Source organism: Xylophilus sp. GW821-FHT01B05, from assembly GCA_038961845.1.
GTDB lineage: Bacteria > Pseudomonadota > Gammaproteobacteria > Burkholderiales > Burkholderiaceae_C > Xylophilus.
Map to the genome: position 1 here is coordinate 12,040 of CP152408.1, position 21,986 is coordinate 34,025.

The 21,986-nt window shown below is 67.6% G+C and carries 24 protein-coding genes; 17 read left to right on the forward strand and 7 right to left on the reverse strand.

What is annotated here, in order from left to right; genetic code table 11:
- Positions 1 to 36: 36 nt before the first annotated feature.
- On the reverse strand, positions 37 to 927 hold the full coding sequence (locus AAFF27_00050) for a dihydrodipicolinate synthase family protein (GenBank protein XAH23617.1): 891 nt from the start codon (positions 925 to 927) through the stop codon (positions 37 to 39).
- 312 nt (positions 928 to 1,239) lie between these two features.
- Here AAFF27_00050 and AAFF27_00055 point away from each other — a divergent pair, with 312 nt between their 5' ends.
- Complete coding sequence (locus AAFF27_00055) at positions 1,240 to 1,980, forward strand: GntR family transcriptional regulator (GenBank protein XAH23618.1); 741 nt, start codon at positions 1,240 to 1,242, stop codon at positions 1,978 to 1,980.
- A gap of 43 nt (positions 1,981 to 2,023) precedes the next feature.
- On the opposite strand, the gene AAFF27_00060 is transcribed toward AAFF27_00055, so the two are convergent.
- A complete protein-coding gene (locus tag AAFF27_00060; GenBank protein XAH23619.1) occupies positions 2,024 to 2,311 on the reverse strand; it encodes an acylphosphatase in 288 nt (95 codons plus the stop codon).
- A gap of 64 nt (positions 2,312 to 2,375) precedes the next feature.
- On the opposite strand from AAFF27_00060, the gene AAFF27_00065 reads away from it, so the two are divergent.
- The 7 genes from AAFF27_00065 to AAFF27_00095 all read left to right on the forward strand — a co-directional run bounded on the left by AAFF27_00065 (position 2,376) and on the right by AAFF27_00095 (position 7,512).
- Entirely contained in the window at positions 2,376 to 2,990 is a 615-nt protein-coding gene (locus tag AAFF27_00065; protein ID XAH23620.1) for a 3'-5' exonuclease, read from the forward strand.
- Positions 2,991 to 3,088: 98 nt separating this feature from the next.
- Positions 3,089 to 3,721, forward strand: a complete 633-nt coding sequence (locus AAFF27_00070) for a transcriptional regulator (GenBank protein ID XAH23621.1) — start codon at positions 3,089 to 3,091, stop codon at positions 3,719 to 3,721.
- The gene (locus tag AAFF27_00075; protein XAH23622.1) at positions 3,705 to 4,133 is read left to right on the forward strand and encodes a hypothetical protein; all 429 of its coding nucleotides are present in this window, start codon (positions 3,705 to 3,707) and stop codon (positions 4,131 to 4,133) included. The genes AAFF27_00070 and AAFF27_00075 overlap by 17 nt, the downstream gene beginning before the upstream one ends.
- A gap of 90 nt (positions 4,134 to 4,223) precedes the next feature.
- Positions 4,224 to 5,123: a 4,5-DOPA dioxygenase extradiol gene (gene ygiD, locus AAFF27_00080; GenBank protein ID XAH23623.1), complete on the forward strand. Its 900-nt coding sequence runs from the start codon at positions 4,224 to 4,226 to the stop codon at positions 5,121 to 5,123.
- Positions 5,124 to 5,148: 25 nt separating this feature from the next.
- Complete coding sequence (locus AAFF27_00085) at positions 5,149 to 6,039, forward strand: helix-turn-helix domain-containing protein (protein XAH23624.1); 891 nt, start codon at positions 5,149 to 5,151, stop codon at positions 6,037 to 6,039.
- 146 nt (positions 6,040 to 6,185) lie between these two features.
- Positions 6,186 to 7,154 (forward strand): tripartite tricarboxylate transporter substrate binding protein, encoded by a 969-nt coding sequence (locus AAFF27_00090; GenBank protein XAH23625.1) that lies wholly within the window; start codon positions 6,186 to 6,188, stop codon positions 7,152 to 7,154.
- Positions 7,155 to 7,188: 34 nt separating this feature from the next.
- On the forward strand, positions 7,189 to 7,512 hold the full coding sequence (locus AAFF27_00095) for an NIPSNAP family protein (protein XAH23626.1): 324 nt from the start codon (positions 7,189 to 7,191) through the stop codon (positions 7,510 to 7,512).
- 7 nt (positions 7,513 to 7,519) lie between these two features.
- On the opposite strand, the gene AAFF27_00100 is transcribed toward AAFF27_00095, so the two are convergent.
- Complete coding sequence (locus AAFF27_00100; GenBank protein ID XAH23627.1) at positions 7,520 to 7,651, reverse strand: hypothetical protein; 132 nt, start codon at positions 7,649 to 7,651, stop codon at positions 7,520 to 7,522.
- A gap of 58 nt (positions 7,652 to 7,709) precedes the next feature.
- Between AAFF27_00100 and dinG the strand changes: the two genes are divergently transcribed.
- The 5 genes from dinG to AAFF27_00125 all read left to right on the forward strand — a co-directional run bounded on the left by dinG (position 7,710) and on the right by AAFF27_00125 (position 13,974).
- Positions 7,710 to 9,875 (forward strand): ATP-dependent DNA helicase DinG, encoded by a 2,166-nt coding sequence (dinG, locus tag AAFF27_00105; GenBank protein ID XAH23628.1) that lies wholly within the window; start codon positions 7,710 to 7,712, stop codon positions 9,873 to 9,875.
- Between the two features lie 570 nt (positions 9,876 to 10,445).
- On the forward strand, positions 10,446 to 10,721 hold the full coding sequence (locus AAFF27_00110; protein XAH23629.1) for a GlsB/YeaQ/YmgE family stress response membrane protein: 276 nt from the start codon (positions 10,446 to 10,448) through the stop codon (positions 10,719 to 10,721).
- 292 nt (positions 10,722 to 11,013) lie between these two features.
- The gene (locus AAFF27_00115; GenBank protein ID XAH23630.1) at positions 11,014 to 12,498 is read left to right on the forward strand and encodes a CYTH and CHAD domain-containing protein; all 1,485 of its coding nucleotides are present in this window, start codon (positions 11,014 to 11,016) and stop codon (positions 12,496 to 12,498) included.
- A 19-nt stretch (positions 12,499 to 12,517) separates the two neighbouring features.
- Positions 12,518 to 13,675: a metallophosphoesterase gene (locus AAFF27_00120; GenBank protein ID XAH23631.1), complete on the forward strand. Its 1,158-nt coding sequence runs from the start codon at positions 12,518 to 12,520 to the stop codon at positions 13,673 to 13,675.
- A gap of 83 nt (positions 13,676 to 13,758) precedes the next feature.
- Positions 13,759 to 13,974 carry a hypothetical protein gene (locus tag AAFF27_00125; protein ID XAH23632.1) on the forward strand — a complete coding sequence of 72 codons (216 nt, stop codon included), beginning with the start codon at positions 13,759 to 13,761 and terminating at the stop codon, positions 13,972 to 13,974.
- A gap of 129 nt (positions 13,975 to 14,103) precedes the next feature.
- On the opposite strand, the gene AAFF27_00130 is transcribed toward AAFF27_00125, so the two are convergent.
- Positions 14,104 to 15,021 carry a LysR family transcriptional regulator gene (locus tag AAFF27_00130; protein XAH23633.1) on the reverse strand — a complete coding sequence of 306 codons (918 nt, stop codon included), beginning with the start codon at positions 15,019 to 15,021 and terminating at the stop codon, positions 14,104 to 14,106.
- A gap of 91 nt (positions 15,022 to 15,112) precedes the next feature.
- On the opposite strand from AAFF27_00130, the gene AAFF27_00135 reads away from it, so the two are divergent.
- The 3 genes from AAFF27_00135 (at position 15,113) to AAFF27_00145 (ending at position 19,077) form a co-directional block, all read left to right on the forward strand.
- A complete protein-coding gene (locus AAFF27_00135) occupies positions 15,113 to 16,123 on the forward strand; it encodes a zinc-binding alcohol dehydrogenase family protein (GenBank protein ID XAH23634.1) in 1,011 nt (336 codons plus the stop codon).
- 123 nt (positions 16,124 to 16,246) lie between these two features.
- Entirely contained in the window at positions 16,247 to 17,989 is a 1,743-nt protein-coding gene (locus AAFF27_00140) for a methyl-accepting chemotaxis protein (protein ID XAH23635.1), read from the forward strand.
- A gap of 137 nt (positions 17,990 to 18,126) precedes the next feature.
- The gene (locus AAFF27_00145; GenBank protein ID XAH23636.1) at positions 18,127 to 19,077 is read left to right on the forward strand and encodes a cation diffusion facilitator family transporter; all 951 of its coding nucleotides are present in this window, start codon (positions 18,127 to 18,129) and stop codon (positions 19,075 to 19,077) included.
- 6 nt (positions 19,078 to 19,083) lie between these two features.
- Here AAFF27_00145 and AAFF27_00150 read toward each other — a convergent pair whose 3' ends face one another.
- Together AAFF27_00150 and AAFF27_00155 are read right to left on the reverse strand one after the other, a co-directional pair.
- Positions 19,084 to 19,518 (reverse strand): cupin domain-containing protein, encoded by a 435-nt coding sequence (locus tag AAFF27_00150; protein ID XAH23637.1) that lies wholly within the window; start codon positions 19,516 to 19,518, stop codon positions 19,084 to 19,086.
- Positions 19,519 to 19,978: 460 nt separating this feature from the next.
- Positions 19,979 to 20,662: a TetR/AcrR family transcriptional regulator gene (locus AAFF27_00155; protein XAH23638.1), complete on the reverse strand. Its 684-nt coding sequence runs from the start codon at positions 20,660 to 20,662 to the stop codon at positions 19,979 to 19,981.
- Positions 20,663 to 20,700: 38 nt separating this feature from the next.
- Between AAFF27_00155 and AAFF27_00160 the strand changes: the two genes are divergently transcribed.
- Positions 20,701 to 21,585: an NmrA family NAD(P)-binding protein gene (locus AAFF27_00160; GenBank protein ID XAH23639.1), complete on the forward strand. Its 885-nt coding sequence runs from the start codon at positions 20,701 to 20,703 to the stop codon at positions 21,583 to 21,585.
- Between the two features lie 85 nt (positions 21,586 to 21,670).
- On the opposite strand, the gene AAFF27_00165 is transcribed toward AAFF27_00160, so the two are convergent.
- A complete protein-coding gene (locus AAFF27_00165) occupies positions 21,671 to 21,919 on the reverse strand; it encodes a DUF3297 family protein (protein XAH23640.1) in 249 nt (82 codons plus the stop codon).
- Between the last annotated feature and the right edge of the window lie 67 nt (positions 21,920 to 21,986).

Consider the following 21,986-nt stretch of genomic DNA (forward strand, 5'->3'; position numbering starts at 1 on the left):
GTGGTTGTGGGTGTGCGGCGTCTTGCGCCCGAGTGCTCAGGCTTCGTATCGCAGCACGGCAGTGAGGGCCGTCTTGATCTTTGCCAGCTGGGCCTCGCTGGTCGGGGGCATGGGCGCGCGCGGCAGGCCGGCGTCGCAGCCCTGCAAGGTGATCGAGGTCTTGATGTTGGCCGGGAGGTTGTCGGCGACGATGGCGTTCCAGTAGTTCAGCATGGCCTTGTGCATCTCGAAGGCCTTGACGTGGTCGCCGGCCTGCACCGTGTTCCACAGCGCAACGCACACGCCGGGAATGGCGGCCGGCGTTGCCGCAATGGTGCCGTGGGCGCCCAGCGCAAACGAGGAATAGAGCAGGGCGTCCACTGCCGAATAGATCTTGCAGCCGGCGGGCACGTCCTGCAGCAGATCGGCCATCAGCTTCAGGTCACCCTGGCTTTGCTTGACGCCCTGCACGCCGGGCAGATCGGTCATCAGCTTGATCAACTGGGCCGGGGTGCAGTAGTTCCACGGCACCACGTTGTAGATGATGACGGGGATATCCACAGCCTCGGTCAGTGCCTTGAAGTGGCGGTAGGTCGCGTCTTCGTCGGGCTTGAACAGGTAGTGCACGGGCGTGACCTGCAGCGCGGCGATGGGCAGGTGCGCAACCGCCTTGGCGCGGTTGATCGCGTCGCGGGTGCTGTTGGAGATGATGCCGGCCACGATGGGCACGGCGCCCTTTACCTCGTCGGCGGTGATTTCCATGATGCGCACGAACTCGTCCAGCGTGAGCGTGTGCCCCTCGCCGCTGCTGCCGCCGGGGCAGACGCCGTGCACGCCCTTGCTGAGGTTGAAGCGAATGACATTGCGGAACGCGGCTTCGTCGATGTCGCCATCGGCGGTGAACGGTGTGACCAGTGGCGGGATGACGCCGGTGAGTTCGAGACCCATTGAAAAACTCCATGGTTGGTGGGAACACCCCCAGGCTTCGCACTGCGTGTCTTCGCCAACCCCCTTGCAGGGCACATCCAGCGGCCCGGCAAAGCCGGTTCTGCGGATGTTTTGGTATGGCCTGCTCCGCGGCCTTTTGTGCCGAACGGCTTTGGGCGTGGCGGGTGACGGGCAGTGCAGCGGGTGTCTGAGGTGTCGCTATCCTACATCTGACATGTCAGATAGATGTTAGTAAAATCCCTGACAGGTCAGATTGTGCTCAGTACGCGTTGCAGTGGCGTGTTTCAGTGTTGCCGCGCTTACCATCCAGGCATGGCTACAGCAAAACGAGTTCAACCCGCCCGCGATCCAGGGCGCGCCGATCGCACGGCCGCGCTCCCCACGACGCAGCGCAATCTGGCCTACCAGGGCTTTCGGCAGCAGATCATTGATGCGCGCATCCGGCCGGGGCAGTTTGTGTCGCAGCGCGAGCTGGTCAAGCTGCTGGAGATGCCGCTGGCGGCAGTGCGCGAGCTGGTGCCGCGGCTGGAGGCGGCCGGGCTCATCAAGGCGGTGCCCAAGCGCGGGCTGCAGATCGCCAACGTCGATATGAAGCTGATCCGCAATGCCTGGCAGGTGCGCACCATGGTCGAGCGCGAGGCCACGCAGCACTTTGCGCAAACGGCCAGCCCCGCCACCATCGAACGCCAGATCGCCGACCACCAGGCCATCCTCGACCGCGCCCTGGCGCCGCAGCCCGACCCGGCACTGGAGAAGGACGCGCAAGCGGTGGACTGGGGCCTGCACGACATGATGGTCGACTCGATCGGCAATGAGATCCTGTCAGAGATCTACCGCGTCAACAGCCTGCACGTGCGCCTGATCCGCTTCGATGCCGACACCATGCGCCCGGTGCAGGTGCTGCCCGCCATGCGCGAGCACCTGCAGTTTCTGCAGGCACTGGCCGCCGGCGACCAGGAGGGCGCGCTGCGCCACATGATGGCCCACATCGAAAGCTCCAAGCACCGGGTGCTGGAGGTGATGCTGCACATCAGCCAGCGGCCTGTGGGGTGAAACCCGACGCGTGTTGACCGGCAGGCGAAGAGCCTGCGGGCAGCTACGCCGTGTCGCGTTGCGCGAAGCCCTGTGCCGGCACAGCCGGCGCCGGCAGGTCAGTGGACTCCACCCGCGCCACGCGCGCTGCCGGCGGGCCCTGGTGTGCCCAGGTGACGAATTCATCCACGGCCGAGGCGTCCCCCTCCGCCAAGGCCTCCACCGTACCGTCGCGCCGATTCCGCACCCAGCCGCGCACCCCCAGGCGCTCGGCGGCCTGCACCATGGATGCGCGGTAGTACACGCCCTGTACCAGGCCATGGACTGTCAGGTGCTTGCAAACGACGTTCATGGCCCGCAATGTATCTGAGGCCCGGCCTTGGCTGACCGTCGGCCGCATCCCCTACGATCCCCCCATGCCCCGCACCGCCATCATCGACTTCGAAACCACCGGCCTCTCCCCCACGCAGGGCGACCGCGCGACGGAAATCGCCATCGTGCTGATGGAGGGCGGCCAGATCGTGGATCGCTTCCAGAGCCTGATGAATGCGGGCGTGCGGATCTCATCCTTCATCGAATCCTTCACCGGCATCAGCAATGCCATGGTCGCTGCCGCACCACCGGCGGAGCAGGTGATGGCCGAGGCCAGCCGCTTTGTGGGGGATACACCGATGGTGGCGCACAACGCTTCGTTTGACCGGCGCTTCTGGGCGGCAGAGCTGGAGCGCGCGGGGCATGCGGCGCCGCAGCCTTTTGTCTGCACCATGCTGTTGTCTCGCCGGCTGTATCCAGAAGCCCGCAGCCACAAGCTGGGGGCGCTGGCAGCGCTGCATGGACTGGCGCCTACCGGCCGCGCCCACCGCGCGCTGGCCGACGCCGAGATGGCCGCAGCATTGCTGGAACAGATGCAGACAGATCTGCACGCACGCTATGGCCTGCCGCGCGCCCAGCACAGCCTGCTGGCGCAGTTGCAGAGTGCGCAGCGCCTGGCCTTGCCCAAAGTTATTGCCCGCTACCTCACGCAGGTGTGACTGCCATGCCGAAGCTCCATGGTTCGCGGGCGCTTGAGTGAGATTCGCGGCGCCTGGTTTTGCGTCAAATACCCATTTTGGGTATTAAAATACCCAAAATGGGTATTGAAACGACTTCACAAGCTGCGTCCTCTGCCGAGCCGGATACAAGCCTTGGCACTGCTTTGTTCTCCGGAACCCAGCAGCGCGTGCTCGGCCTGCTGTTTGGCCAGCCGGACCGCAGCTTCTACGCCACCGAACTGATCGCCTTGGCGGGCGCCGGCTCGGGCGGAGTCCAGCGCGAGCTTGCGCGTTTGGCAGGCAGTGGCTTGGTGACGGTACGGCCCGTAGGCAACCAAAAGCATTACCAGGCCAACCCGGACTCGCCCGTTTTTGCCGAGTTGTGCGGCATCGTGCGCAAGACTTTCGGCCTGGCAGAACCGCTGCGTTCTGCCCTGGCGCCATTGGCTCACCAGATCAAGGCCGCATTCGTGTTCGGCTCAGTGGCCAAACGACGGGATGCCGCCTCCAGCGACATCGACCTGATGCTGGTCAGCGACACTCTGAATTACGCAGACACCTTCGCGCTGCTGGATGCCGTGGGCACGCAACTGGGTCGTCCGGTCAATCCCACCATACTGACGCTTGCAGACATTGCCAAGCGGCTCGCCAATGCCGACGCGTTTCTGACGCGCGTCCTGGCGCAACCCAAAATCTGGCTCATAGGGGGAGAGGATGACATCCGCGTTTGACATGCTGTGCGGGCCCGGCAAACCCTTGCGCGCCGAAGCGCCCGACGCCAAGGAGTTTGCGGGTCTGTTGCGCTCCGCACTTGCAAGACTGAAGGATGCGGGGCAAGCAAGTCTTGCTGTCGAAAGCCGCTTCGACCTTGCCTACAACGCGGCCCATGCCCTGTGCTTGGCCGCACTGCGGTGGCATGGCTATCGGTCAGGCAACCGGTACATCGTTTTCCAACTGCTCCCGCATACGCTGGGTTTGGGGCCGGAGGTGTGGCGCGTCCTATCCAAGTGCCACGAGGTTCGCAACCTCGGCGAGTACGAGGGCGACCTGCAGGTGGATGAGCGCATCGTCCGCGATCTGGTCGCGGCGTGCCATAGGGTGGCCGACAAGGTGGCTGCGCTGCCACCCTTTCCAAACGCTTGAGGTTTCGCTCGTTCCCCTGAACCAATTGCAAGCATCGGTATCCATGAATGGCCCAGGTCTCCCTGACCCGGCTTTCTCGCCCATTGCCACATGCACCCCACCCATAGCCGCCGCAACTTCCTCATGAACACCTCCGCCCTTGGCGCCACCGCCGCTTTGGCAACGCTGTCCGACCTGGCCCAGGCAGCGGCGGGGGATGTGCGGCCGCAGCGGCGCATGCCGGTGATTTTTGTGGGCCATGGCAGCCCGATGAATGCGATCCAGGACAACCCCTTCACACAGCGCCTGGTGGCCTGGGGCAAGGAGCTGCCGCCGCCCACGGCCATCCTGAGCGTGTCGGCGCACTGGCTGAGCCAGGGCGCCACGGGGGTGGGCGTGCAGGCGCTGCCGCGCACCATACATGACTTTGGCGGTTTTCCGCAGGCGCTGTTCGACATCCAGTACCCGGCGCCCGGGCACCCCGCGCTGGCGCGGGAGACGGCGGCGCTGGTAAAGCAGGCCTCGGTGCAGGCCACCGAGCAATGGGGCCTGGACCACGGCACCTGGACGGTGCTCAAGTTCCTGTACCCGAAGGCGGATGTGCCGGTGTTTCAGCTCTCTATCGACTACGACCAGCCGGCCGCCTTCCACTACGCCGTGGGGCGGGACCTGGCCGCGCTGCGCGACAAGGGCGTGCTGGTGATGGGCAGCGGCAATGTGGTGCACAACCTGCGCGCCACCGACCGTGGTGTGGCCGCCGCACCCACGGCCAGCCGGCCCTGGGCGCAGCAGTTTGACGACGCGGTGAAGGCCGCACTGGCCGGGCGCGACGACAAGGCGCTGATCGCCTACCAGAAGCTGCAAGGCGCCGCGACCGCAGTAGCCACGCCAGACCACTACTACCCGTTTCTGTACGCGCTGGGCGCGGCGGGGCCGACGGAGAAGGCGCGCACGGTGTTCGAGAGCTTTCACTCTGGCACGCTGAGCATGCGCTGCGTGCAGTTCGGCTAGCACCAGCTCGCTGGCGCAGAGGCTTGTGGTCATTCCAACCGTCCCGGCATTTCCCACCTTCGACCGCTCCGACTTCAGCGGTGCGCAGGGGGCGTCTTATTTCGATCTGGTGCGGCTCGAAGACCGGCCCGACATTCCGCGTGCGTTCCCGCACCGGCACAACTACTACCACCTGCTGTGGATGAGCGCTGCCGAAGGCCAGCACCTGCTGGACTTCGAGAGCTTCGAGCTGCGCGCCAACACGGTGTTCTTCGTCTCTCCGGGGCAGTTGCATGCCTGGGCCTCGACGGTGCGGCCACGGGGCTACGTGGTCAACTTCAGCACCGAATTTTTCGTGCAGATGTTCCCGCGTGCCGACGACATTGCACAGTTCCCCTTCTTTCACATCGCCACCGATGCGCCGGTGCTGTACCTGGAGCAGGCCCAGCACGATGCCCTGTTGCCGCTGCTGCAGGCCATGGATGAAGAAGTGCGCGGCAATGCCAAAGGCCGCTTCGACGTGGTGCGCTCTTATCTGCTGATACTGCTGACGCGGCTCACCCGGCTCTACCCCGAGCGCGGCGCCGACGACGGGCCGCCGCGCGGCCATGCGCTGGCCCGGCGCTTCCGGCTGCTGGTGGAGCAGCACTACCTGAACTTCGGCCCGCTGCGCGACTATGCGCAGCAGTTGCACGTGACCGAGCGCCAGCTCAACGAGGCCGTCAAGCGCACGCTGGGCAAGACCGCCGGGCAGCTGGTGCAGGAGCGCCAGGTGCTGGAGGCCAAGCGCCTGCTGAGCAACACCGACATGGGCGCGGCAGAGATCGCCTTCCAGCTCAATTTCGAGGACTACGCCTACTTCTGCCGCTTCTTCAAGAAGCACACGCAGCTGACGCCGGGCCAGTTCAAGAAGCGCTACGCCGCGCCGGGGCGCTAGCCCTGCGCGCAAGGCACGGCGCAAAAAAGTGCAATACAAGCGCGCTTAAGTCCTACCGCGCGCGGGGCGAAGCTTTCTAGAGTTCAGCCTCCACTCAGCGCTGCGGCCCAGCCGCGTTGCCGCGCTCAAAAAACTAGGAGACATTCATGAACAAAATGCTGCGGGCCCTGGCCCTGGCGCTGCTGGGGGCCAGCACCCTGGCGCAGGCACAGCCTGAAGATTTTCCAAAGCGCCCGCTCAAGATCGTGGTGCCCTTCGCGCCCGGTGGCGCCACCGACGTGATCGCGCGCGTGGTGGGCAAGCGGCTGTCAGAGCAGCTCAACCAACCGGTGGTGGTGGAGAACAAGGCTGGCGCCAGCGGCAACATCGGCGCCGTGTCCGTGGCCCGCGCTGCGCCAGACGGCTACACGCTGCTGCTGGCCACCTCCAGCCACGCCATCAATGCCACGCTCTACCGCAAGCTCGACTACAGCCTGACGGCGGACTTTGCACCGCTCTCCAACCTGGCCTCGGTCCCCTTGCTGCTGGTGGTGAACCCCGAGGTGCCGGCGCGCACGCCGGCAGAGCTGGCCAGCTACGCCAAGGCCACGGCCGGCCAGGTGAACTTTGCTTCTGGTGGCACCGGCACCGCCGCGCACCTGGCCGGCGAGCTGTTCAACTCCGTCACGGGTGCGCGCATGACGCATGTGCCCTACAAGGGCGGCACGCTGGCGCAGACCGACCTTATCGGCGGCCAGGTCCAGGCCATGTTCGCCAACCTGCCCGAGGTGCTGACGCAAGTGCAGGCCGGCAAGCTGCGGCCGCTGGCCGTTACCGGCAAGGCGCGCCGGGCCAATCTGCCCGATGTGCCCACCTTCGCGCAAGCCGGCTTTCCGCAGGTGGATGCCAGCTCCTGGTTCGGCCTGTTCGCGCCGGCCGCCACGCCCGCGCCCGTGCTGGCCAGGCTCTCGGCCGCCATCGCCAGTGCCGTCGCCGACCCCGCCGTGCAGGCACGGCTGAAGGAACTGGGCGCCGATCCGATCGGTGACCGGCAAGAGAACTTCCGCCCCTTCGTCGCGCAAGAGGTCAAGCGCTGGGGCGTGCTGGTGGAGCGCTCTGGCGCCACCGTTGACTGAACACACCCCATATCCACTCCAAGAAAGAAACCTGATGCTCTATGACGTCCGCACCTACACCTGCCGCGCCGGCACGCTCAAGCGCCACCTGGCGCTCTATGCCGAGCACGGCTGGGAAGCCCAGCGCCGCCACCTGGGCGAGCCGCTGGCCTATCTGCAGACCGAGACCGGCAACGTCAACAGCTACACCCACATCTGGGTGTTCCAAAGCGCCGCCGACCGCGCGAGCAAGCGCGAGGCCATGCAGCGCGATCCCGCCTGGATCGCCTATCTGCAAAAAAGCGCAGATGCCGGCTACCTGCTGGCCCAGGAAACCAAGCTGATGGTGCCCACGCCCTTCTTCCAGCCCCGGGCCTAGTGTCGCGTCAAGCATGATCTGCCGGTGTGCGCTTGCCCTCGCCGCGCATCGCTGCGTTGCAGCCCTTGCCCAGGCGTAAAGCCTGGGCTGCGGCCTGCGCCTTGCGCTGCACGCCGATGCCTTCGCACCCATCCTTCACATCACGCTTGACGCGACACTAGCCGGGCACGGCCCCGGGGCCGTGCCACACTCGCCCCATGTCTTCTTCAGAGTGGTCCCGGGCAGCGCTGCAGGCGTTCGACGAGGTGGTGCAATCCACCGGAAATTTCCGCAGCCGTCCCGGCCAGCGGCACATGGCCGAGCAGGTGACGCAGGCCTTTTCCATTGCCACGCTGGGCAAGGTGGAAGAGGGCGATGACGCGCCGGTGCGCGCCATTGCCGTGGTGCAGGCCGGCACCGGCGTGGGCAAGTCGCTGGCCTATTGCGTGCCGGCGATCACGCTGGCGCTGGCGCGCGGTACGCGGGTGTTGATATCCACCGCCACCGTGGCGCTGCAAGAGCAACTGGTGAACAAGGATTTGCCGGCGCTGGCCGCGCAGTTGCCACAGCCCTTCAAGTTTGCGCTGGCCAAGGGGCGCGGGCGCTATGTGTGCAAGCTCAAGCTGGAGCGCCTGGCAGGCACGGGTGAGGCCACCGACGAGGACGACCTGTTCGCCGAGGAAGAAGCCGCCGCCCGCGCGGCCCGGCCCGCGCATGAGACCGAGGCGCGCATGCAGTTCTACTCCGGCATGGCGCAGGCACTGGCCAAGGGCGGCTGGGACGGCGACCGCGATTCGCTCGACACGCCGCCGGTGCCCGAAGTCTGGTCGCCAGTAGCGGCCGAAGCCGGCACCTGCACCGGCAAGCACTGCCCGGCCTTCAGCGAGTGCAGCTACTACGAGAAGCGCAAGGAGCTGGTGGGCGCGCAAGTGATCGTCGCCAACCACGACCTGCTGCTGTCGTCGCTGGGCGCGCGGCTGCTGCCCGAGCTGGACAACTGCCTGCTGGTGCTGGACGAGGCGCACCACCTGCCTGGCACCGCGCTGGACCAGTTCGCCTGCCGCATGGACCTGGGCCGCCACGCCTGGGTCGAGCGCCTGGCCAGCCGCGCGCTGCGCATAGGCGCCCTGCTGGAGGTGAGCGAGATCGCCGACATCCCGCGCGATGCGGCGCAACTGCGGCAGGCGCTGATCGATGTCGCCCGCCTGGTGCAAGACCTGTACGGCAGCGCGCTGCGCGGCCAACAAGGCGGCTGGGGCCCGGCCCGCGTGCGCGTGCCGCGTGGCGAACTGCCCGAGGCGCTGCTGGAGCCGCTGGGCCTGCTCGCCCACCACGCAGAGGGCTTTACGCAATCCTTGCGCGCCATTGCCAAAGCCCTGCGCGCCGAGATGCGCGACAAACCCGACGAGGCGCGGCGCCTGTCCACGCTGTATGCGCAGATCGGCATGCTCGCGCCCCGGCTGGACGAGGTGCTGGCCACGGCGCAACTGCTGCTGCAGGACGCAACCCCTGGCGCCGTGCCCGCAGCCAAGTGGTTCACGCTCGAAGCCAAGGAAGGCCAGGACGATGTACTGCACGCCCATGCCAGCCCGGTGCTGCCGGGCAATGCGCTGCGCAACTACCTGTGGAGCACGGTGCGCGGCGCGGTGCTGACATCGGCCACGCTCACCAGTTGCGGGCACTTTGATTTCTTCTTGCGCGAAACCGGCCTGCATGGCGACGATGCCGCCAGCACGCTGGAGGTGCCCAGCCCCTTCGACTACGCCGCGCAGGGCACGCTGCTCACGGCAGAGACCGCCGCCGATCCGCGCGATGCCGCGGCCTTCACCGCCGAGATGGTGCAGGCGCTGGTGCACGACCTGGCCGATGTGAGGTCTGGCGCGCTGGTGCTGTTCACCTCGCGCGAGCAGTTGCGCCAGGCGGTCGAGGCCTTGCCTGATGCCCTGCGCCCGGCCGTGCTGGTGCAGACCGCACTGCCGCGCACGCAGTTGCTGCGGCGTCACCGCGAGCGCGTGGCGGCAGGCGATGCGTCCATCATCTTTGGCATGCAGTCCTTTGGCGAAGGGCTGGACCTGCCCGGCAAGCTGTGCGAGACCCTGTTCATCACCAAGCTGCCCTTCGCGCCACCCGACGACCCGGTGGGCGAGGCGCGCGCCGAATGGCTGCGCGCCGTGGGCCGCGACCCCTTCAGCGAGCTGGTGGTGCCGGCCACCGCCATCCGCCTGGCGCAATGGGTCGGCCGCGCCATCCGCACCGAAGAAGACCGCGCCCGCGTGGTCTGCTACGACCGCCGCCTGACCGGCACCAGCTATGGCCAGCGCCTGCTGCAAGGGCTGCCACCGTTTGCGCGGGAGCGGCGCGGGGCGCTGGAGGCAGCGCCCTGAGGGCCATCCCTTTCAAGGTCTTGTGATCTGCTCGGTCGTTCTCGTGTCTTGCTGACAGCAGGAGCCAGGCCGAGCGCAGCGATGGCCCGTGTGGCTGTCCCGGGTCCCCTCGGGATGCGCCGAGGAGCGCAGCGGCAGGCGGATAAGGGATCGCTCCTGTCTGAGCGAAGCGAGTTTGAGCGAGACCCCGCCTGGCGCGAGTACCGCAGGTTGCCCCGCAGCGCCAGCGCAGGGGACGCAGCACGTGGGGTCGCCTTTTGGTCTCCGCATAACTTCGCTTTGCGAAGTGAGCGGAGCCCCGCTTCGCGACCTTCGGTTACCTTCTTTTGGCGAAGCAAAAGAAGGTGACTGCGCCGCCGGGCGCACATCCCGGCACCCGCCGCCCGCAAGGCACACAGCGCAGGGATATCTCAAAGACCTTGAAAGGGACGGTCCTGAAGGCCCGCCGGTTTATTTTCCAGACCGCACGTATACCCGTAGCAAGGCGCGCGGTATGTAGCCTACCCTGCGCCACTACCCCGACAGTTTCGTCTGGGCGCTGCCCGCGCACGGCTACCTGAGGGGTATCACATGACCACCGGACTTTTCTGGATTCTGTTTGCAGGCTTCATCGTGGGCCTGCTTGTCAACGCGTTCAAGCCACTGGGGCGCTTCACCGGCATGATGGGCTTGCTCGCCACGTCCGGCATCGGCATCGCCGGCGCGCTTGCGGCAAGCCTTGCCGGCGAGGCCGCGCATCTCTGGAGCCGCGAGCAGTTGAACGGGTTCACAGCAGCGCTTGTCGGCGCCGTCGTGGTGCTGCTGGTCTGTCGCCGTTACTTGCTGCCGCGCGTGCTGCCGGTGTGAGATAGAGCACCCCAGGCTTCGCACTTCGTGACTGGCGAAGGGCCGGGCCACTGGCCCGGCTCGGTCTGCAAGACCTCTCCAGCGGCCTGGCAAAGCCAGTTCCGCTGCAGGCGCAGCAACCGCTGTTTCAGCAGTGATGGCGCACAGGCTTTGAGCCAAAGGGCCCTTCAGCCCAATCAGCACCTGGACCTATAGCTATTAAAAATATAGTGCCGCCTGAGATGGCGGCGCGGCCCATTCTCACTGCCAGCCGGCCTACCATGGGGGCCGTACGGCACACACCAAGACCCCCATGGAGTTCGAGTTCAAGTTTCAGATCCCGCCTGAGCGCCTGGCGGCGGTAGAGGCCGCGCTGCGCCGTGGCGCGGTGCAGCGTCTGCACCTGCAGGCGCGCTATTTCGACACGGCTGATGGCGCGCTGGCCGCCCACAACATGGTGCTGCGCCTGCGCAAGGAAGGGCGGCGCTGGGTGCAGACCGCCAAGGCGCCCGGCGAGGGGCCGCTGCAGCGGCTGGAGCACGAGGTAGACCTGGGCGCCGCAGCCGGTGCCACGCCCGATCTGGGCCGGCACCAGGGCACGCCGGTGGGCGCGCGGCTGGAACAGGTGCTGGGCGCCGAGCCGGTGCTGGTGGAGACCTATGGCACCGACATCTGGCGCCAGCGCCGCCTGGTGCGGGTGGGGCGCAGCGTGGTCGAGCTGGCGCTGGATGTGGGCCAGGTCAACGCGCCTGCTGTGGGCGGTGGCCGGCGCGTGTCGCCCGTGTGTGAGTTGGAGCTGGAACTGGTGCAGGGCGACGCGCAGGCGCTGGCCGATCTGGCGCAGCGCTGGTCGCAGCGGCACGGCCTGTGGCTCAGCACCCTGTCCAAGGCCGAGCGCGGCGAGCGCCTGTGCGCCGGCGTGGCCACGGTGCCAGCGGTGAAGGCCAGTGCGCCCGTCTTCGCGCCCCAGCCCTCGGGCCGCGCCATTCAACAAGCGGTGGTGACGGCTTGCCTGGCGCAGATACTGCCCGGCGCAAGCGAGGTCGCGGCCGGCAGCACCGATGCCGAGCAGTTGCACCAGTTGCGCATTGGCATACGGCGCCTGCGCACTGCGCTGCGCGCGCTCGATGCCCTGGCGCCGGGCCTGGACCCGGCCTGGCAAGCACCGCTGGCGCAGGCCTTTGACGTGCTGGGCGCGCAGCGCGACCGCGAGCAGGCGCTGGCCGTGGTGCAGCCGCAGTTGCTGGCCGCGGGCGGCCCGCCGGTGGCATGGCAGGCGACGGATGCCGGCGCGCAGCCGCCGGGCGAGGCGGTGCGGGCGCCGGCGTTTCAGGCAGTGCTGATTGCGCTGGTCGGCTTTGCCGCGGCCGATGCCGCAGCGCCCGGGCTGGAGGCCAGCGCCGCGCGGCGCACGCTGCGCCGGCAACTGCGCGCGCTGCAGGCGCAGGTGCTGGAAGACGCGCCGCGCTTCGCAACGCTCGCGCTCGATGCGCAGCACCGCGTGCGCCGCCGGCTCAAGCGCCTGCGCTACCTGGCGGAATTTGCAGCGCCGCTGTTGGGCGCGGACAAGGCGGCGGCACGCTACCTGGAGGCGCTGCGGCCGGCGCAAGACCTGCTGGGCCAGTACCACGACGAGGCCGTGGCCTGCGCGCTGTACCGCGCCGCCAGCGCGGCCGATGCCCGCGCCTGGTTTGCCGTGGGCTGGCTCAGCGCACGCCAGCCAGTGCAGGCACGCGCCTGCGGCAAGGCACTGGGCCGCATCGCCGATGCAAGCCCCTTCTGGAAAAAGCGCGGCTGAGCCCCACATAAGCACCCTCATGCCGATCAAACCCCTGGTTTTTCTGACCACCCTGCTGCACTGCTACATAGCGCTGCGGCTGGTGCCCGCGCTGGCGCCGCTGATGCCCGCCGGGCCCTTGCTGGCGCTGTGGCTGCTGGTGTCGGCCGTGGCCTTGCCCCTGCCTTTTGTGCGGCGGCAGCGCGCGGTGCCGCTGCACAAGGGCTGGCAGTGGCTGGGCCTGCTGGCCATGGGCTGGTTCTCGTCGCTGCTGCTGTTGACGCTGGTGCGCGATCTGGCCTTGCTGGGCGCCTGGGCCGTTGGTGCGACCAGCGCCGGCTGGGCCTTGTGGAGCGCCGTGGCGGCCGTGCTGGGCGCCACCGCCGCATCCCTGCTGGGCGTGTGGAACGCACGGCGCACGGCGCGGGTGCGGCGCATCGACATTGCGCTGCCGCAGCTGCCGGCGGCGCTGCAGGGCTTTGCCATCGTGCAGCTGAGCGACCTGCACGTGGGCCCGACCATACGGCGCGCCTATATCGAGCGCATCGTGCGCAAGGTCAACGCGCTGCAGGCCGATGCGGTGGTGATCACCGGCGACCTGGTGGACGGCAGCGTGCCCGAGCTGCGCGAGCACATCGCGCCACTGGCCGGCCTGCGCGCACGCCACGGCAGCTTTGCCGTCACCGGCAACCACGACTACTACGCCGGCGCCAATGCCTGGATTGCCGAGTGGCGCCGGCTGGGCCTGCGGGTGCTGCTGAATGAGCACGTGCTGCTGCGGCCCACGCCCAAGAGCCCTGACGCCGACGCGCTGCTGCTGGCCGGCATCACGGATTTCCATGCGGCGCATTTCGAGCCCACGCAGGCCAGCGACCCGCAACGCGCGCTGGCCGGCGCGCCCGCTGCCGCCACGGCGCGGGTGCTGCTGGCGCACCAGCCGCGCAGTGCAGCGGCGGCGGCCGAGGCCGGCTTTCAGCTGCAGTTGTCGGGCCACACGCACGGCGGGCAGTTCTGGCCGTGGAACCTGCTGGTGCCGCTGCAGCAGCCCTTCGTCGCCGGTTTGCACCGGCTGCAGGGCATGTGGATTTATGTCAGCCGCGGCACCGGCTACTGGGGGCCGCCCAAGCGGCTGGGCGCGCCGTCGGAGATCACGCTGATACGGCTGGTGCGGCAGGGCGGATCGGCCACAGCCTTCTGAAACATGCCGCCGGCGGATTGGGTGTGCAATAGCGCTTCACCACGCCCATCGCTGGCGTGCGATCCATTCCGAGGAGAGATGCCATGTCCCAGTTCGCCACCATCACCGGCCACGTCACCTACACCCCGGGCGATGGCGCGCCGATCGTCATCCCCAAGGGCCAGATCGAAGTCGACCTTGCGCCCGACAGCGCCACGCTGAGCTGGGAGGCCGCCGACGGCGTGGTGGGCCTGACCGCGATCCCGCGCACGCAGTTCGACGAGTACGTGCAAGACGGCAAGATCCAGCTGAAGAAATAAGCTGCCCTGTAAAAATGATAGCTATATGCCGGCGTTAAACCTGCACTTCATGTACAAATTGACCTGAATTGCAGAAGGTACACCGGCTTATAGCTACGTTTTATATAGCAACGATCAAAGCCGAATCACCTACCCCGCCGCAAACCGTTCCGCCAAAAAATCCACCACCGCCCGCACCCGCGCGGGCACAAAGCGGCCGCTGGGCAGCACGGCGTTGAGCGGATAGGGCTCGGTCTGCCAGTCGGGCAGCAGCTCGAGCAGGCGGCCACTGCGCAAATCCGCCGCCACGTCCAGGCGCGACTTGCACAGCACGCCGTGGCCGGCCACGGCCCATTGGTGGACGATGGCGGCGTCGTCTGCGGTGCGGTCGCCGCGCACGCGTACCTCCAGCGCCTGCGCCTCTTGCCAGGCACCGGCCGCGCGCGGCAAGAAGCGCCAGCGGTCAAAGCGGCCGCGCGCCACCTGGTAGGTCAGGCAGTTGTGCTGCAGCAAGTCCTGCGGCGTCTGCGGCGCGGCATGGCGCGCCAGGTAGGCCGGGGCGGCGCAGACCAGGCGGTTGGTCATGGCCAGCGGGCGCGCCACCAGGCGGGAATCGGCCAGCACGCCAAAGCGCAGCGCCACATCGACCTCGTCGCGCACCACGTCCAGCACGCGGTCGCTGACAGACAGCGCCAGTTGCACGCCCGGGTGCAGCGCCAGAAAGTCGTCCAGCCAGGGCAAGACCAGGTTGCGCGCCAGGTCAGAGGGCGCAGCCAGCCGCACGGTGCCCAGCAAAGCGCCGTGCTCGGCCGACACCAGCGACTCGGCCTCGGCCAGCAGCTCGAGTGCGCGCTCGGCGTAGCCGAGCAGGGTCTGGCCGGCGGCGGTGGGCCGCAGCGCGCGGGTGGAGCGCTCGAACAGGCGCGCGCCCAATTGCCGCTCCAGCCGCTTCAGCGCCGCGCTGGCCGCCGCCGGGCTGCTGCCCAGCGCCCGCGCGGCAGCGCTCAGGGAGCCGGTGCGGGCGGTGTGCAGCAGCAGTTGCAGGTCGGCGGTATTTTCAATTTTCATTTGAAGCTGATCCTGATTTTTGCCTGCTTATCAAATTTTGATGGCGGTCATAGAGTGGCCGATTCTTCATCTTCTTGAAAGCCCCCTCGCCATGAAAGCCGTCGGCTACACCCAATCCCTGCCCGCAGACCACGCGGATTCGCTGCTGGACCTGGAGCTGCCCGCGCCGCAGCCCGGCCCGCATGATTTGCTGGTGCGGGTGCGCGCGGTCTCCGTCAACCCGGTCGACACCAAGGTGCGCCGCAACAGCGCGCCGCCGGCTGGTCAGGCCAAGGTGCTGGGCTGGGACGCGGCCGGCATCGTCGAGGGCCTGGGCGCCGAGGTGCGCGGCTTCCAGTTGGGCGACCGCGTGTACTACGCCGGCGCCATCGACCGCCCCGGCGCCAATGCCGAGCTGCACACGGTGGATGCCCGCATCGCGGCGCTGGCCCCCAAGAGCCTGAACGAGGCCCAGGCCGCCGCCCTGCCGCTGACCAGCATCACCGCCTACGAGCTGCTGTTTGACCGCCTGCGCGTACCCAAAGGCGGCGGCGCCGGCCAGACGCTGCTGGTGACGGGCGCGGCGGGCGGTGTCGGCTCGATCCTGATCCAGCTGGCGCGCCAGCTCACGCAGTTGCGCATCGTGGCCACGGCCTCGCGGCCGCAAACCCGGCAGTGGTGCCTGGACCTGGGCGCCGACCTGGTGATAGACCACCATCAGCCGCTGGCGCCGGCGCTGCACGCGGCGGGGGTTGACGCAGTGGACATGGTGGCCAGCCTCACGCACACCCCGCTTTACTACCCGCAACTGATCGAGCTGCTGCGCCCGCAAGGCCAATTGGCGCTGATCGACGACATGGACGCGCTGGACGCCATGCCGCTGAAACGCAAGAGCCTGTCGCTGCACTGGGAAATGATGTTCACCCGCTCGCTCTACGGCACGCCCGACCAGCAGCGCCAGGGCGAGCTGCTGGCCGAGGTCGCCGCGCTGGTGGACGCGGGCCGCATTCGCAGCACGGCGCAGCAGGTGTTTGGCCGCATCAATGCGGCCGACCTGCGGCGCGCCCATGCCTTTATCGAGAGCGGCAAGGCGCAGGGCAAGGTGGTGCTGGAAGGCTTCTGACCGGGCACGGCCGAGGCGCATGGCATACCAGCCATCGCTTCTGTCCGCGACGAACGGGTCCTTATCGCCAGCAGCCAAAACGATAATGAGTTCCCCTTTTTTGCCGCTGCGCGTACCCGTCCCATGAATCTGAATGACCTGAAAATCGGCACCCGCCTGGGCGCCGGCATTGTTGTGGCTGCGGGGCTGATCGCCGTGATGGTGTGGCTGGGCGCAGCGCGCATGGGCGAGATCAAGGGCCACCTGGATACCGCCACCGATGACCGGCTGCCCAAGATCATCCTGGCCAAGGACATCAAGGACAACCTGCGCGTGCGCGCCATCGTGTCGCGCAACGTGGTGCTGGAAACCGACCCGGCCGCCCTCCAGAAGCTGGCCGAGCGCGTGAGCCAGGTGCGTGCCGAGTACGCCGCGCTGGACAAGCAACTGCAGGGCACGCTGGCCAGTGCAGAAAGCAAGGCCCTGCTTGCCAAGCTGGAGACCGCCGTGGCAGCGCTGCGCGAGCCGACCGACAAGGTGATAGCGCTGGGCACGGCCAACCAGACGGCCGAGGCCAACCAGTTGCTGACAAGCGTGGTGGCACCGCTGCAGGACACGGCCATCGCGGCTGCGGACGAGATGGTCCGCTTCCAACTGGCGCGCAGCGACGCGGCCCACCAGCGCGCCAACGAGTCCTATCAATCGGCCATCACGCTGCTGCTGGCGCTGGGCGCGGCCGCCATTGCGCTGCTGGCCGTGTTTGGCTGGCTGCTGCTGCGCTCGATCACGCGGCCGCTGAACCAGGCTGTGGATATCTCGCGCGCCGTGGCCGTGGGCGACCTGAGCCTGCACTTCGAGGCCGAGGGCCGCAACGAAACCGCGCAACTGCTGTCGGCGCTCAAGACCATGCAGGCCAGCCTGGCGGGCGTGGTCGCCAACGTGCGCCAGAACGCCGAAGGCGTGGCCACCGCCAGCGCCCAGATCGCACAAGGCAATGCCGACCTCTCCAGCCGCACCGAAGAGCAGGCCAGCGCGCTGGAAGAAACCGCCGCCTCCATGGAGCAACTGGGCTCCACCGTGCGGCAGAACGCCGACAACGCGCGCCAGGCCAACCAGCTGGCGCAGAACGCATCGAGCGTGGCCGCGCGCGGCGGCGACGTGGTGGCCCAGGTGGTGGGCACCATGAAGGACATCAACGACAGCTCGCGCAAGATCACCGACATCATCAGCGTGATCGACGGCATCGCCTTCCAGACCAATATCCTGGCGCTCAACGCCGCAGTAGAAGCCGCGCGCGCCGGCGAACAAGGCCGCGGCTTTGCCGTGGTGGCCAGCGAAGTGCGCAGCCTGGCCCAGCGCAGCGCCGATGCCGCCAAGCAGATCAAGGGCCTGATCGCCGACAGCGTGCAGCGGGCCGAGCAGGGCAGCGCGCTGGTCGACCAGGCCGGCAGCACCATGCAGGAAGTGGTCACCGCCATCCGCCGCGTGACCGACATCATGGGCGAGATCAGCGCCGCCAGCGCCGAGCAGGCATCCGGCGTGGCCCAGGTGGGCGAAGCCGTCACGCAGATGGACCAGGCCACGCAGCAAAACGCCGCGCTGGTCGAAGAAAGCGCCGCCGCCGCAGGCAGCCTGAAGGGCCAGGCGCAGCACCTGGTGGACGCGGTGGCGGTGTTCAAGCTGGCCGCCGGCGCGCATGCCACGCCACGCGCGGCAACGCCAGCGCCGCGCCCAGTGGCCGCGCCCGCCACCCCACTGCGCCAGCCCGCACCGGTTGTGAAGAAAGAACCGACGCTGGCCCGCCCCAGCGCCCCCGCAGCGCAACCGCAGCCGCAGTTGGCCACCACGGCCGCCGGCAAGGGCGACGATGAGTGGGAAAGCTTCTAAGCGGCGCAGCCGCAAATTTTTAATAAAAAGTGCCTAAAGCCCAGTACCCACCTGGGCTTTTAGCTATATAAAACGTAGCTTTCGCCCTGTGGATAAGTGGCGTCCCGCAGAATGCCGGGCAGAAGGAGCCAACGCCCATGAACTTCCAGCACGACGCCCCGGACGACAGCCGCTTCACCCCTGAGGACCGCGCCCGCGCCGCCCGGCGCAGCACCTGGGTCAGCGTGGCGGTCAACATCGTGCTGACCACGGTGCAGATCACGGTCGGCGTGTTCTCCAAATCGCAGGGCCTGATCGCCGACGGCATCCACTCGCTGTCAGACTTGGTGTCGGACTTTGTCGTGCTGTTTGCCGGCCGCCACAGCCGGCGTGGCGCCGACGCCGGCCACCCCTACGGCCACCAGCGCTTCGAGACCGCCGCCACCCTGGTGCTGGGCGCCATCCTGCTGGCCGTGGGCGGCGGCATGCTGTGGTCGGCCGTGGGCAAGCTGGAAGACCCGCAAAGCATCCCGCGCGTGCACGGCGTGGCGCTGTGGGTGGCCGCCATTGCGCTGGTCACCAAAGAGGGCCTGTTTCGCTACATGCTGGCCGTGGCGCAGCGCGTGCGCTCCACCATGCTGGTGGCCAATGCCTGGCATGCGCGCTCGGATGCGGCCTCGTCGCTGGTGGTGGGCCTGGGCATCGTCGGCAACCTCATGGGCTACCCGCTGCTGGACCCGATCGCCGCGCTGGTGGTGGGCGTGATGGTGGCCAAGATGGGCTGGACTTTTGGCTGGGGCGCGCTGCAAGACCTGGTCGACCGCGCCGCTGAAAGCGACGAGGTGCAGGCCATCGAACGCACCCTGGCCGCCACCCCCGGCGTGGAAGGCGTGCACGACGTGCGCACCCGCCGCCTGGGCGACATGCTGGCGGTGGATGCCCACATCGAGGTCAACGCCACCATCACGGTGGAAGCCGGCCACGACATCGCCGTGCGCGCCCGCCAGCGCGTGCTGGAGCAGCACCCGGTGCTGAGCCTGATGGTGCACGTGGACCCGCGCAACCGGCCGGACCTGGACCACGCGCCGGCGCAAAACGCCGCAGGCTAGCGCCGCTTAAGCGGCGTACTGCTCGTCGCTGACCTGCTCCAGCCAGTCGACCACCTTGCCGTCCTGTGCCTCGGCCATGGCGATGTGCGTCATGGCCGTGGTGCGCGTGGCGCCGTGCCAGTGCTTGACCAGCGGCGCAATCCACACCACGTCGCCCGGCCGGATCGGCTGCAGCGCGCCGCCCCATTCCTGCACCCAGCCAGCGCCGGCCGTGACGATCAGCGTCTGCCCCAGCGGATGGGTGTGCCAGGCGGTGCGCGCACCCGGCTCGAAGGTGACGGTGGCGCCGCCGATGCGCGCGGGCTCGGTGCGCTGGAAGGGCGCGTCTATGCGCACCACGCCAGTGAAGTACTGCTCAGGCCCCTTGGCGCTGGCCTGCGAGCCGGCCGGCGTTACCGTCACCCGGGATGCCTGGGCGTCTGTTGCTGCGGGAGTGTTCATGCGGTTTCCCTTTTGGAGATGGAGGAGCGCGCTAGGTCGCGGCTCCGAGCGCTCAACTGTACGAAGTACGCCCCGTCACGACTAGCTGGCAGAGCCGGCAAGCTCTCATGAGCGCTGTGCATGAATGGCGCGTTCCTTTCAAGGTCTTTGAGATATCTCGGCGCTCCTTGCCTTGCGGGCGGCGGGTGCCGGGAGTTCGCCCCGGCGGGCGAGTAACTTTCTCTTGTGTCGCCAAGAGAAAGTCACCAAAGAGAAGGCGACCCCACTGTGGCGGTCCGGCTTTGCCGGACTGCTCTGCGGTGCTCGAAGTCGGCAGGCGGCTGCGGAACTCGCTTCGCTCAAACAGTCCTCGCCGTCCCTTCGCTGCGCTACGGGCAACCTGCCGCCTCCTCCGCTCCTCGACGCCACAGAGGGGACCCCGGGACTGCCAGTCGGGCCATCGCTTCGCTCGGCCTTTGCATTACTCCCTCCCCCGCTGGGGGAGGGCTGGGGTGGGGGCCGGCTGTTGGATGGTTTGCGCAACATCGCCCGCCGGCCACGCCAACATCGCAACGGCGATCATCCGGTCCAATTCGCTCCTGCTAGCACCGGCCTGCGGAAAATTCAGGATCGCTTGCATCACCCCAAGAAAGTGCCACGCCAGCGCGGCGGCATCTGCACCAGTGGGTAGTTCGCCCACGGCAATGGCTTCCTGAAGCAGGCTTTCGAGCAAACGGTGCTGCTGGCCCATCCCCCAGATTGCCGCCTTCTGTCCTGCCGGCGGCAGATCGATCAGCTCGGCACAGCTTCTTGCGAGCAGGCACCCCGGGGGCCGGCGGGGCCGCACTGGAAGCAGCCCCCGTAGCAGCGCCTCGAGCCGCCCACGCGCACTGCCGCCCTCGAACGACGTGATCCGGCGTATCACCCGCTCCGTATAAGTTGCAAGCACGACCTCGAACAGGCCATCCTTGTCCTGGAAGCGTTGGTAGAGGCTTGAACGCGATAGCCCCGTCGCCTCTGTCAACACGTTGATCGTTGTAGCCGCGTATCCGTGACGCCAGAAGGCATCCACGGCTGCGTCAATGACGGCACCTTCGTCGTATTGCGGTTTTCCGCTCATCTGAAAAATCCTTTGACAATTTGGAATCATCATTCCAAGATACATGGACCTATCGTTCCATGATACTTGCTAAGGACGCTGACATGCCCAACCCCTCCAATTCCGATGTGAAACCCAGGATCGCCATCGCGGGCGCAACCGGGCGCGTTGGCGCGACATTGACGGCATTGCTCGCCGACGATCCGATTGACCTCGTCCTGCTGACGCGCCAATCCAGCGCAGCGCGACTGCCGCAAGGGGTTGCCACGCTAAAAGTTGACTTCAAACGCGTCGACACGCTTGAGGGGGCGCTGCGCGGCGTCGACCGGCTTTTCATTGCGCATGGCACCTCCCTGGAGCAGGTCGCCAACGAGATCGCATTGATCGATGCAGCCGTTGCAGCAGGCGTTCGCCACATCGTCAAGCTGTCTGCCTTCGGTCCCGCGACCCGACTTCTTCCCCTTGCCTGGCACATGCAGATCGAGGCGCACCTGGCGCAGCAGCCCATCGCCTCTACGGCGCTGCGGCCAACGACGTTCAACGATGTGCTCAAACGCGTGGGGCCACACATCGCTGCCGGTTCGTGGGCTGGCGCAGCGGGGAATGGTCGGGTGAACTTCATCGATACCCGCGATGTTGCGGACGTAGCCCGCATCGCATTGCTCGAAGAGGTCGAGCCGAAATCGCAACGTGCCTACCACCTGTCTGGTCCACGCGCGTGGACCATGCAGCAGGTGGCAGCCGAGTTGGCCCGCCTGCTCGGGCATCCGGTTGCCTACGCCGACCGTTTGCCAGCCGAGCAACGAGAGTCCCTGCTTGGCGCCGGATTTTCTCCGTTGGTAGCCGATCTTTTGGTGGGACTCGACCAGATGTTCCGCCAGTCGACGATCGCTGAGACGACGTCAACAGTCGAAGAACTGACCGGGAAGGCCCCGCGCTCGTTGACGGAATGGTTGACCGAAAACCTGGGCGTATTTCAAAGCAGGTGATCGGCAAGCGCCCAGATGCCAAGGACAGCACCCTGGAGATATCGGAACATGAAAGCGCGTCTTCCTCTACTTCCAGGTTGCTGTGCTAGCGATAAAACGCCTCGACCTTGCCCTTCAGCTTGATCAGCAGCGGCTTGCCCTTGCGGTCCAGGGTCTTGCCGGCGGGGACCTTGATCCAGCCTTCGCTGACGCAGTATTCCTCGACGTCCATGCGCTCCTTGTCGTTGAAGCGGATGCCGATGTCGTGCTCAAAAACGGCGGCGACGTGGTGCGGGCTGCGCGGGTCGATGGACAGGTGGTCGGGCAGGGGCGGGGTTTGGATGGTGTCGGTCATGGGAGCCTTTTTCTCGAAGGGCGCCATTCTGCAACCGATCGGCGCCCGGGCCGGATGGCGGCGTGCG

Coding starts and splice junctions, on each gene's coding strand:
- AAFF27_00135 (XAH23634.1), top strand. CDS start 15,113: ATGAAAGCCGTCGGCTACACCCAATCCCTGCCCGCAGACCACGCGGAT.
- dinG (XAH23628.1), top strand. CDS start 7,710: ATGTCTTCTTCAGAGTGGTCCCGGGCAGCGCTGCAGGCGTTCGACGAG.
- AAFF27_00075 (XAH23622.1), top strand. CDS start 3,705: ATGACATCCGCGTTTGACATGCTGTGCGGGCCCGGCAAACCCTTGCGC.
- AAFF27_00150 (XAH23637.1), bottom strand. CDS start 19,518: ATGAACACTCCCGCAGCAACAGACGCCCAGGCATCCCGGGTGACGGTA.
- AAFF27_00090 (XAH23625.1), top strand. CDS start 6,186: ATGAACAAAATGCTGCGGGCCCTGGCCCTGGCGCTGCTGGGGGCCAGC.
- AAFF27_00140 (XAH23635.1), top strand. CDS start 16,247: ATGAATCTGAATGACCTGAAAATCGGCACCCGCCTGGGCGCCGGCATT.
- AAFF27_00115 (XAH23630.1), top strand. CDS start 11,014: ATGGAGTTCGAGTTCAAGTTTCAGATCCCGCCTGAGCGCCTGGCGGCG.
- AAFF27_00065 (XAH23620.1), top strand. CDS start 2,376: ATGCCCCGCACCGCCATCATCGACTTCGAAACCACCGGCCTCTCCCCC.
- AAFF27_00160 (XAH23639.1), top strand. CDS start 20,701: ATGCCCAACCCCTCCAATTCCGATGTGAAACCCAGGATCGCCATCGCG.
- AAFF27_00120 (XAH23631.1), top strand. CDS start 12,518: ATGCCGATCAAACCCCTGGTTTTTCTGACCACCCTGCTGCACTGCTAC.
- AAFF27_00050 (XAH23617.1), bottom strand. CDS start 927: ATGGGTCTCGAACTCACCGGCGTCATCCCGCCACTGGTCACACCGTTC.
- AAFF27_00060 (XAH23619.1), bottom strand. CDS start 2,311: ATGAACGTCGTTTGCAAGCACCTGACAGTCCATGGCCTGGTACAGGGC.
- AAFF27_00155 (XAH23638.1), bottom strand. CDS start 20,662: ATGTATCTTGGAATGATGATTCCAAATTGTCAAAGGATTTTTCAGATG.
- AAFF27_00165 (XAH23640.1), bottom strand. CDS start 21,919: ATGACCGACACCATCCAAACCCCGCCCCTGCCCGACCACCTGTCCATC.
- AAFF27_00095 (XAH23626.1), top strand. CDS start 7,189: ATGCTCTATGACGTCCGCACCTACACCTGCCGCGCCGGCACGCTCAAG.
- AAFF27_00145 (XAH23636.1), top strand. CDS start 18,127: ATGAACTTCCAGCACGACGCCCCGGACGACAGCCGCTTCACCCCTGAG.
- ygiD (XAH23623.1), top strand. CDS start 4,224: ATGCACCCCACCCATAGCCGCCGCAACTTCCTCATGAACACCTCCGCC.
- AAFF27_00110 (XAH23629.1), top strand. CDS start 10,446: ATGACCACCGGACTTTTCTGGATTCTGTTTGCAGGCTTCATCGTGGGC.
- AAFF27_00070 (XAH23621.1), top strand. CDS start 3,089: ATGGGTATTGAAACGACTTCACAAGCTGCGTCCTCTGCCGAGCCGGAT.
- AAFF27_00130 (XAH23633.1), bottom strand. CDS start 15,021: ATGAAAATTGAAAATACCGCCGACCTGCAACTGCTGCTGCACACCGCC.
- AAFF27_00055 (XAH23618.1), top strand. CDS start 1,240: ATGGCTACAGCAAAACGAGTTCAACCCGCCCGCGATCCAGGGCGCGCC.
- AAFF27_00125 (XAH23632.1), top strand. CDS start 13,759: ATGTCCCAGTTCGCCACCATCACCGGCCACGTCACCTACACCCCGGGC.